This window comes from Paenibacillus ilasis (assembly GCF_043195395.1).
In the GTDB taxonomy this organism is placed as follows: domain Bacteria; phylum Bacillota; class Bacilli; order Paenibacillales; family Paenibacillaceae; genus Paenibacillus_AQ; species Paenibacillus_AQ lautus.
The window spans coordinates 989060-998099 of sequence record NZ_JBHDJG010000001.1 but is presented as its reverse complement, the minus strand read 5'-3'; the positions used below and the strand labels follow the sequence as shown (position 1 = coordinate 998099).

At 54.4% G+C, this 9040-nt stretch carries 8 protein-coding genes; all 8 read right to left on the bottom strand.

Features of this window, described 5'->3' with window-relative positions:
- Nucleotides 1-7: 7 nt before the first annotated feature.
- Nucleotides 8-994 (bottom strand): isochorismatase family protein, encoded by a 987-nt coding sequence (locus tag ACETK5_RS04815; protein WP_100538462.1) that lies wholly within the window; start codon nt 992-994, stop codon nt 8-10.
- Nucleotides 995-1015: 21 nt separating this feature from the next.
- Entirely contained in the window at nt 1016-2668 is a 1653-nt protein-coding gene (locus ACETK5_RS04810; RefSeq protein ID WP_394054395.1) for a (2,3-dihydroxybenzoyl)adenylate synthase, read from the bottom strand.
- A gap of 3 nt (nt 2669-2671) precedes the next feature.
- Nucleotides 2672-3916 carry an isochorismate synthase DhbC gene (dhbC, locus tag ACETK5_RS04805; RefSeq protein WP_394054394.1) on the bottom strand — a complete coding sequence of 415 codons (1245 nt, stop codon included), beginning with the start codon at nt 3914-3916 and terminating at the stop codon, nt 2672-2674.
- A gap of 70 nt (nt 3917-3986) precedes the next feature.
- Nucleotides 3987-4772 carry a 2,3-dihydro-2,3-dihydroxybenzoate dehydrogenase gene (locus ACETK5_RS04800; protein WP_394054393.1) on the bottom strand — a complete coding sequence of 262 codons (786 nt, stop codon included), beginning with the start codon at nt 4770-4772 and terminating at the stop codon, nt 3987-3989.
- A gap of 13 nt (nt 4773-4785) precedes the next feature.
- Entirely contained in the window at nt 4786-5628 is an 843-nt protein-coding gene (locus tag ACETK5_RS04795; RefSeq protein WP_100538466.1) for an alpha/beta hydrolase, read from the bottom strand.
- Between the two features lie 11 nt (nt 5629-5639).
- Nucleotides 5640-6710, bottom strand: coding sequence for an ABC transporter substrate-binding protein (locus ACETK5_RS04790; protein WP_394054392.1), 1071 nt, complete (start codon nt 6708-6710; stop codon nt 5640-5642).
- Nucleotides 6711-6758: 48 nt separating this feature from the next.
- Nucleotides 6759-7973, bottom strand: a complete 1215-nt coding sequence (locus ACETK5_RS04785) for a helix-turn-helix domain-containing protein (protein WP_100538468.1) — start codon at nt 7971-7973, stop codon at nt 6759-6761.
- Nucleotides 7974-8233: 260 nt separating this feature from the next.
- Nucleotides 8234-9034, bottom strand: a complete 801-nt coding sequence (locus tag ACETK5_RS04780) for a Cof-type HAD-IIB family hydrolase (RefSeq protein WP_394054391.1) — start codon at nt 9032-9034, stop codon at nt 8234-8236.
- Nucleotides 9035-9040 lie beyond the last annotated feature (6 nt).

Sequence of the window (9040 nt, the reverse complement as noted above, 5' to 3'; positions counted from 1 at the left end):
CCTCCTTTTACACCGTATAGTAATCATAATTGGGCGGTGACACGCACACGTTCTGCTTATCCGACAGCAATCCCCACCAGCCTGCCAGTGTCGGCTGCTCGGCCAACTCCACAAAGCTGATATCCAAGCCTTCACGCCGGAATCGCTCGGCCAAACTCATGATGCGAATGGAATCCAGCCCCCAGTATTCAATCAAATGGTCATCCTCACCGATGCTCAAGGGCTGTTCCTGCAGCAATTCCGCTACGTTCTCCCGCAAGGTTTGCAGCGTCAGCAGCGATTGCCCCTTCGCAGCATCCACGGTATTTGCCTCCCCGCTTGGAGCTTTAGAATGCTCCGAGACAAAACGCTGCTCTTGCGTTATTAACGAAGCAACCAAGCGTTCCGTGGTCAGCGTAACGGCACAGCGTTCGGCAGCATAAACAAGTGCCAGACGGTGCTTCTCTTCCGAGAAATCCGCAAGGGCATCCGCAATGAAGAACGGCTGGATGTCTTTCATAAAAGCTTCGCTGGCGGTCAGCAGACAGCCGATGTGAGCGTATATCCCGCAGATCATCAGCTGGTCGCGGCCTTGCTCGCGCATGATGTCATGCAAATTGGTTTTCTGGAAGGCGCTGTACCTCCATTTGGTTAACAGCATATCCTGTTCCGACGGCGCGACCGCATCCACGAACTTTTTCTGGTAGGGACCGTCGTTGATGCCGGATCCCCAGAAATCCTGCAGCAGACCGCGCTGCTCCGGTGCCTGGCCCCCGGGCTGCGCCGAATAGATCACGGGAATGCCAAGCTCTGCGCAGCAGGAACGCAGCTTCTGAATATGGGTGAGCAGCTCCACGACAGGCGATTGATCAGGCGTAAACGCGTCGATGAAATATTGCTGCATATCATGGATGAGCAGCACGGCACGATTCGGATCCGCCGTCCATGCCACCTTGTTCTTGGGCAGGTCTGCCTCCCCTGGCATTGGATAAGGTAAAATCTTCGGAAGTGCCATTAATATCTCCTCATTTCTATGTTATTTTGAAATATTCACCCGTGCGTCCTGATTCTGCGCCGCAAGCTCCCGCAGCTTCTTTTTGCTTACTTTTCCGACACCTGTGTGGGGGAAGGAATCCATAAATTCCACCCGATCCGGGATTTTGTACGCAGCGAGCCCTCTATTTCTGAGAAACACCTTCAGCTCATTGCCGCTAACCTTACCGTTATGAACGATAACGAATGCACAGGTCCGCTCGCCCAGATACTCGTCCGGCATGGCGACCACGGCGGCATCGTGCACGCTCGGATGGGCTAGCAGATGGTTCTCGACCTCCTCGGCCGCGACCTTGTCGCCACCGCGGTTAATTTGGTCCTTGGAACGACCTTCGATCACCAGATATCCTGAGGGTGTCATGCTCGCCAGATCACCCGTTCGATAGAAACCGTCTGATGTAAAAGCCTTCTCGTTATGCTTGTCCGTCTTATAGTAGCCGCGAATCGTATAAGGTCCCCGTGTCAGCAATTCCCCGACTTCACCGGGAGCTACCTGGGCGTCATCCTCATCGACCAGCCTCACTTCATCGTACGGGGACATGGGGCGCCCTTGCGTATGCACCGTTATGTCTTCGGGGTCATCCAGCCGGGTATAGTTCACCAAGCCTTCCGCCATCCCGTACACTTGCTGCAGCCTACATCCCAGCACCGTTTTCACGCGGTTGGCCGCCTCTGCACTGAATTTGGCCCCGCCTACCTGCAGCACCTGCAGATTGGACAGGTCTTCGGAGCGGGATGGTGCCGCTTCAAGCCAGATTAAGGCCAGGGGCGGGACGACCGCCGCGATCGTGACGCCCTCGGAGGCGATCAGCGGAAAGGCCGCATCCGGACTCGCTGACCGGGCGAGAACCACCCTTCCCCCGGCATACAGCGTCCCCAGCACGCCCGGCGAGCTGAGCGGGAAGTTATGCGCGACGGGCAGCACCGCCAAATAAACGCATTCCTTATCCAGCCAGCAGATTTCGGCGCTCATGCGCAAGCTGTAAATATAATCGTCATGCGTGCGCGGAATCAGCTTCGGCAGTCCGGTCGTCCCGCCGGACAGCTGCAGGAACGCAACATCGCCAGAATCTGGACCTTCCTCGTCTAATCCGCGTGGAGGACTGCCCGAATCATCAAGATACAGGTCATCCAGGGATAGAAATGACCCGGAGCCCGGGTCGCCTGCAACGATGACATGGCGCAGCGAAGGAACCGATGCCTGAACCTGAGCTGCCAAGTCACGGTAATCGAATCCCGAATCCTGATCCGAAATAATATAAGCGGCAGCTTCGCTGAAGCCGCATAGATATACGATTTCGCTCCGGCGGTGGACAGGCAGAGCGAAAACCGGAATTGCCCCGATGCGGAACAGCGCAAAGATCGTATCGAAAAATGAAGCGATATTCGGCAGCTGAATAATAACCCGTTCCTGTGCTTTAATTCCGAGCTTAAGAAATCCCGCTGCCAAGCGGTCCACCCGGTTGTCCAGCTCAGCGTAGCTTATGCGCTGATCGCCGCTCACGATCGCAATCCGCTCCCCGTGCGCTGCCGCCCGCTTCCGCAGGAGCTCTCCGAAGGTTTCGCCCTGCCAGCAGCCTGCCTCCCGGTAGCGGGCGGCAAACTCCTCCGGCCAAGCCTTACAACCTGTCAACATCCCTCATTCCTCCTCCAACATCGTGGTTTGTTGTTCATTCAAGCCCATGGCAGCCAGAATCGTGCGGAATTTGGCTGACGTCTCGGCTAGTTCGGCTTCCGCCATGGAGCCTGTCACGATTCCGGCCCCAGCGAACACCCGCAATAAGGTTCCTTCCGTTTCCGCGCAGCGAATCGTCACGGCCCACTCGCCGTCCCCGTTGGCATCCGACCAACCAACGGCTCCCGAATAGAAGCCGCGATCGAACGGCTCGATCTCTTGTATGACCTCCCTGGCCGAAGCGGTCGGCGTGCCGCAGATTGCCGGCGTCGGATGCATCGCCAGGGCAAGCTCCAATGACGTTATCGATTCATCCTTCAGGACGCCGTTGATTTCGGTAGACAGATGCCACATGGCTTTTGTCTGTACGAGCGAAGGTTCGGCGGGAACCTCCAGCTTGCTGCAATAAGGCTGCAAGGCCGATGCTACGGCATCGATTACGATGGCATGCTCATATCGGTCTTTGGCGGATGACAGCAGGGCTGCCGCCCGCCGCTGATCTTCAACGGGATCGGCACTCCGCGCCGCAGAGCCCGCCAACGGATTTCCTTTGATCCGCAGCCCCTTCTTCGTAACGAGCAGCTCCGGGCTTGCGCCAAACAGCGTCCTGGTGGATGCAACGGCATCCGGACTTGAAGTGTGGGACAACTCGGGTGCCAATGGTACGGCAAACGTATAGCCATGGGAGTGATGGTACGCTAAATGATTCAATAGGTGAGGAATGGACAAGGCATGGGGAAGCGTGATATCCAGCGTTCGGGAAAGCACCGCTTTATGGAGTTTCTTTTGACGAATGAGCTCCAGCAGCCGGTTCACGCCTTCCTTGAACGCCTCCGGCTCCGGAACGGAAAGGACCTTGTAACTGGAAATTCGGGGCATTTCCGGGGCCTTGCCTGCAGAGAATAGAAGGGAATCATGCCACTGGGACGTTAGCGGAATAAACAGACTGGCCGGTTTTTGAATGTCAAAAGGTATGGCGCCTACAACAACGGCATCCGGCCGGCCCGCTTGCTTCGCACATTCCAGCAGTTCCACGATGCGCTCCGGCAGTGATCTGTGATCGGTCCCCGCGGGAACCGGCAACCTTGAATACTCTCCATGCGTTAACAACGTCTTGCGCGGGGATGAGAAGAAGAAAGACGAACCGACCCGGTATTGTTCCATAAGTTGCGCAGCCTCGGCTGCGGTTGGAGCATCATAGTGTACCATTTCAGTCTCCTCTCTGCTTATGAGCCTACCTAGTATATTGAAGTTAGAAAATCATGAGATCCGCGAATGCTCAGCATCCTAGCGTCGCGCCGCCATCCACGCATACGTCCTGCATGGTCAGGTGCCCGGCCCGATCGGATACGAGGAATACGACCGCATCCGCAATGTCGGAAGGAAGGGCGATTTTACCAAGCGGTATGCCGACGCGGAAGGAATCCGGCGCCCCCTCGATAATGGGAACTGCACCTTGATCATCCTTCCATAACAAACGCTGCATTTCGGTATCCGTAGAGCCGGGGGAAACCACGTTACAACGGATATGATAACGGGCATATTCGAGCCCCAAGCATTTCGTAAACATCGTGGACGCCGCCTTGGAAGCAGCATAAGCCGACATCTGGGCCCGCGGAACTTTGGATGCATTCGAGCTCACGGTCACGATAGCTCCTGAATTACGGCTCGCCATCCGCCTTACGACCGAGCGTGACGTGTAGAATACGCCGTGGGTGTTGACGTTGAAATGCGCCTGCCAATCCTCGTCGCGAAGCGACTCAACCCCACCGATTCGCAGCACTCCGGCAACGTTAACGAGAATCTCGATTGGACCGAGTTCCTCCTCAATCCGCTCGACCATCACTTCAACCTCGGCACTGCAGCTGACATCCGTCCTGTAAGCCGCTGCCTGTACGCCTGAGCTGCATAGATCGGCCGTAAGGCGGATCAACTCGGCCTCCTTCCGGTCGCAAGCCGCGACAACGGCTCCTTGCCGGGCAAGGGCTCGTGCCACCGCTTCGCCAATCCCTTGGGCGGCACCGGTCACGAGGGCTACTTTCCCTCTAATACCTGTACTCTCCATGGTGATCATCTCCTTATTCTTGAGGATGGAGGGCAAACCGTAACGCTCTGCTGATGAGGACAGGCAGCACGGACAAATGCCCTTCACCTTCAAATTCCTTGAATTCGGCATGCATGCCATACCCGGACTGAAGAGCCAGGCGTTCAGCGAGTTGGGATGCGCTGATGCAATTGCCGGTGACATGGGACCTCTCGAACTCTCCTGCGCCAAGCAGCAACCGTACAGGATATGGCTCTTCCTTGACGCGTTCGACAAAGCGCTGCTCCAGCTCTTGTAAATATTCCTGATTCCAGTGAATAGAAGGGCTGCCCGCGATATAACACGAGAATGCCTGCGGTTTAGCGAACATGGCGTAGAGCGTGAACAGCCCGCCTAGGGAATGACCGAATATCGTCTGGCGACGGCGGTCGATGTTAAACTCGCCCTCGATCTGCGGTTTCAGTTCCTCCTCGATGAATTGCAGGAACTCAGCCGCTCCTCCCTGTTCCGGTACGGAACCCCCATCCAGCTTGTTCTTGAACTTCATGTTGGGGTAGGGCGTGTAATCATAGAACCGATTCGGGGCATACTGCCCCTCCGTCTCGTAACCGATACCGACTACGACCGCCGGCAATATCCCAGTTTTGTCCGGCCTATGGCACTGCAGGCGCAGTGTTTCGACCATCGTGTGAAACACGCTGTTGCCGTCCAGTAAATAGATGACCGGATATCCAGACGGCGGGGCCGGTCCCATCGGCTGTGCCGCAATGATTCGGTAGCGGCGCTGCCCTACCCTCGAGCGCATCACCCAATGCTCCGCATGGGGCAGCTCCACGCTGCGCCGCATCATATCAACGTAAGGCGTATGGTTGCTCATGCAGTGCCTCCCTATTGACCCGTGATGGAGCGAACGACATCATCCACGATTTTCTCGTAGGCAATAAGGCCGCTTCCCAGCCAGTATTCGTTATTCGCTTCATACACCTGCCCATTCTTGACCGCCGGCATGCCCTTCCAGATCGGGCTTTCCGTCATTTCCTTTAAGCGTTCCGTTCCCTGATCGTAGGCGTTAATGACAAAAATATAGTCCGCATCCAGCTGTGGCAGTATCTCCAGCGAGATGTTAGCTGCATTCTCGTTCTCGACCAGCTTGGACTTGCCCAGTCCCAGATCCTGATGAATCACATATCCGCAGAGATAATTTCCGCCCATCAAACTGACGCCTCTAGGTGCAAAACGAATGATGGCAACGTTCTTGTCCCCCACCACGGAATGAAGCTTCGCCTTCGCTTCGCTTGCTTTTTGCTGATAATTTTTCAAGGCAGTCTCGGCCTCCGAAGCTTTCCCAAGCAGTTCCCCCAAGGTGGTCAGCGATTTCTCAACATGACCGGAAGCATTTTTAAACACATACGTTGGCGCGATTTTGGCATATTTCTCATATGTACCGTCCGCGGCATAGGTTTCGGTATGAAGCACGATGAGATCCGGTTCATAGGACATCAGGGCTTCTGGTGAAGGTAAGCCTCCTGAAAAATCAATCAGCGGGACGCCGTCCAGCTCCTGCTGCAAATAGGTGTGTCCCATCTTGCCGTTGGCCCATTGCGCCACAGGCTTCACGCCGAGCTTCAGCAAAGAATCCTCCATGTTCGGTGCAAACACTTTGTTCACCTCCGCCGGAATCTTCACTTCATGCCCGAGTTCATCCGTTACCGTGCGCTCCTCCTTGGGTGACGTCTCCTCACTGTTCGTCCCTGTTTCTTCCGTCGACGTTTGGCTGCCCTCCACCTTACTGGACGTCTCAACCGCACCCTTCTTCGCTGCAGGCTGATCGCCGCCCGCTGCTTCGGAATCCGCCTTGCCCCCACAGCCTGACAACAAGCCTATGACGATAACACAGCACACAAGTGCTGATGTTTTGATCCTCCAACTTCTTTTTCCACGGTTAAAACGTTCTGCCACAATGTATCTCCTCCTGTGATAATGATTCTCAATTAAGTCGAGTATATATTACGTAGCAAACGATTCACCATGGCTTTTATCCAGAACTCCGTTTGGACTATCTCCTGTAAACAGCAGCAATGCCTCGTCCAGCATTCTCGTCACGGCAAGAGCCGAATATTCGAACCAGGGATCGGACGAGATCATATAGACGCTGCCTCGAGCGACAGCTCGGAGTGTATGCCATTTCGCAGAATGCAAAAGTGCAAGCCAATAGCGGCGTGATGTGGCTTCAGGGCATACCGCAATCAGGATCCGGTCCGGATTGATCTGGAGCAAATCATCCAGCGTGATCTGTTGATTACGCATGGTATCCAGTCCGCAGGCTTCCTGGAGCTGCAAATCCTGATACAGCACCTCCTCAAGCCCCCGGTTACCGTATATATAGAGGCTTTGCCCATATATCCGCAGCGCGGCAACACGCTCATTTCCTACCACTTGCTGCATTCGTGAGCGGGCATGCACCACTTTCCGTTCATACTGCTCGATCCAGGAGTGTGCCTGTTCTTCTTTGTTCAGAAATGTTGCGATCGTCTCCAGCTGCTTCCTCCACCCTGCATGGGACGGAACAATTAAGGTGGGGGCAATAGGCTCCAGCTTGGCGATTTCCTCTTGACCGAGATGATCCATACCGATAATGGCGTCAGGTTTGGCCCGGAATAGCTGCTCGATATTTTCCTCAAAGCGGCTGTCCGGATAAGGGTTCGTCAATTTCAAGCGGGACTTGATCTCCGAGTTGTAGGCATTGTAGTAAAATGGGGTCCACTTCGCGTCAAGCGGCGCCGCGGCAGGAATGACATTTAACGCCACAAGCTGCCCGATGATCGAAGAGGAACAGGCCGCGATAAGCTGCCTCGAATTTCGGGCATATTCCGACGGCGAAATGCCCACCTTCTTTTTAAAGATACGGCTGAAGTAGAACTCATCCTTATAACCGACTCGCTGTGCAATATCCCGAAGCCGATCGTCCGATTCAGCCAAGTAACGCTTGGCGTGATTCATGCGGACATGCGTCAGGTAATCAATCGTGGTCTGACCGAATGTCTTCTTGAACAGGTCCACGAAATACTTTGGACAAATATTAGCCATTCCGGCCAGTTGGCCAATGGTTAACGCCTCGTTATAATGACAATCGATAAACTCCTTAATCTCAACCAGGCTGGTTCTTCCGCTACGATCCAAATCCAATGCGCTATCTATGTTCAGCTCTTCTTCCGTACGCATGAGTTGCCTCCTTTTTACGATAAAACGATTTGCAGGCTATGCAGGCATGTTTACCAGCTTTAATAATTGATAATGATTATCATTTTCACTGATAAAAATAGCATGCCATTTGCAGCGTGTCAATCCAAATTTGGAAGGAAATGCTTGTCCCCATGCTCTGAGTGAAACCTGTTAACAGGCTCCAAACCACGCAAAAAACCCGTCATCAGGCACTTTGTTCAAGTGTCCTGTGGCGGGTTCTCATTCATAATACAGTCGATTTACGACAAGCAGTATTTCACCAGTGCCTCGTGTACGCCGTCCTCATTGTTCGAAGTTGTCACCCCATTGGCTGCAGCCTTGACCTCGACCGGAGAGTTATCCATCGCAATCCCCATCCCTGCGTAGGTCAGCATCGTAATATCGTTGAAATAATTGCCGATGGCAAGCACCTCGTCCGGCTCATAACCTCTTCTTGCTGCCAGCTGCTGAAGCGCGCTTCCCTTGGATGCTTGACGATGCATCAGATCGATGAAGTACTCTCCGCTTCGCAGCATGTTGAAGGGAAGCGTCCACTGGCTCCAATCCGCGTAAACGCGGTCAATATCGGCGGATTCACCAAAGGTGGTAAATTTGACGACCGGGTCTGACAGCTCTTCCCATGACGGTAAGTTGCTTGGCAGCATCAAGTAGTTCTCGTACATCGAACGCACCGGGCCGGCAAGCTCCTCCACTTGGTCCACATACATCTCGAATGCGGTGTTTACGTCAAAATGCACCCCGTGCTCACGGCAGTATTTCATGAAGGGTTCAAGCTGAAGCGGGTCCATACCGAACTGATGAACGATGTTATGGGTCTCCACTTCTACCGTTGCCGCACCGTTATGACTGATGACATAACCGCCAAGACCCATGCTTTTCATAAAAGGAATCGAATTCAGCGGTCCTCTGCCTGTGCACAGTACAATTTCCACTCCTTGTTTTGCGGCTTCCATCACGGTGTTCCGCGTTTTCTCCGTGATTTCATGATCATCATTCAGCAGCGTTCCATCCACATCAAGTGCTACCAATTTGTATGCCATTCTCCA

Bases quoted from the DNA above. Each gene is read 5' to 3' on its own strand.
- ACETK5_RS04780 (WP_394054391.1), bottom strand. From the start codon at position 9,034: ATGGCATACAAATTGGTAGCACTTGATGTGGATGGAACGCTGCTGAAT.
- ACETK5_RS04785 (WP_100538468.1), bottom strand. From the start codon at position 7,973: ATGCGTACGGAAGAAGAGCTGAACATAGATAGCGCATTGGATTTGGAT.
- dhbC (WP_394054394.1), bottom strand. From the start codon at position 3,916: ATGGTACACTATGATGCTCCAACCGCAGCCGAGGCTGCGCAACTTATG.
- ACETK5_RS04810 (WP_394054395.1), bottom strand. From the start codon at position 2,668: ATGTTGACAGGTTGTAAGGCTTGGCCGGAGGAGTTTGCCGCCCGCTAC.
- ACETK5_RS04800 (WP_394054393.1), bottom strand. From the start codon at position 4,772: ATGGAGAGTACAGGTATTAGAGGGAAAGTAGCCCTCGTGACCGGTGCC.
- ACETK5_RS04795 (WP_100538466.1), bottom strand. From the start codon at position 5,628: ATGAGCAACCATACGCCTTACGTTGATATGATGCGGCGCAGCGTGGAG.
- ACETK5_RS04815 (WP_100538462.1), bottom strand. From the start codon at position 994: ATGGCACTTCCGAAGATTTTACCTTATCCAATGCCAGGGGAGGCAGAC.